This is a genomic window from Halomonas sp. 3F2F, from assembly GCF_014897805.1.
Lineage (GTDB): Bacteria > Pseudomonadota > Gammaproteobacteria > Pseudomonadales > Halomonadaceae > Vreelandella.
In genome coordinates, this window is the sequence record NZ_JABUZE010000020.1 from 1 (window position 1) to 516 (window position 516).

Below are 516 nucleotides of genomic sequence, written 5' to 3' on the forward strand. Positions count from 1 at the left end.
GACGTAGTTGACTTACTTCACGTTGCGGAGAGGCCTTAACAACTCCGGCGAGACCTTGTATTGTTTGGTGCCGTCCTCGGCTAACACGATCACGCTCTTGCGGTTGATCTTGGTGACGATCCCCAGTAACGGTCCTTCCCGGCCCTCGAAGGTCACTTTCAGGCCCACTCGCAACTGGCTCAGCGCCTGCAGATTTTCCTGGTCCCGCAGCTCATCGATTCGTTGGCAGATGACTCTGTTCAGTTCCAGCAACTGGTCGATGCTCATGTCGTCAATGCGCATGAACGGTGGCCTCCAGTGGTGTGTTCTGTCGGTCAGGATGACGTGGGTCGATCAGTGCCCGTAACGGGTTCTCGGCGAACCGGGTTTTCCAGAGCCGCGGCGTCAGATTCGCCGCCTCACTGGCCGGGTGTTGACTGATGCGTTGCAACACGTCCACCAGGTAGGTATATGGATTCAGGTCGTGCAGTTTGCAGGTGCTGATCAGGCTCTGGATGATGCCCAGGTGTTCCGCGC

The 516-nt window shown here is 57.6% G+C and carries 2 protein-coding genes; both read right to left on the reverse strand.

Annotated features, from left to right (window positions below; genetic code table 11):
• Positions 1 to 12: 12 nt before the first annotated feature.
• Positions 13 to 282, reverse strand: coding sequence for a hypothetical protein (locus INT21_RS02150; RefSeq protein WP_085919999.1), 270 nt, complete (start codon positions 280 to 282; stop codon positions 13 to 15).
• On the reverse strand, positions 272 to 516 hold a 245-nt coding region (locus tag INT21_RS02155), incomplete at its 5' end, for a transposase domain-containing protein (protein WP_193084802.1). The genes INT21_RS02150 and INT21_RS02155, both read right to left, overlap by 11 nt.

Bases quoted from the DNA above. Each gene is read 5' to 3' on its own strand.
- INT21_RS02150 (WP_085919999.1), bottom strand. From the start codon at position 282: ATGCGCATTGACGACATGAGCATCGACCAGTTGCTGGAACTGAACAGA.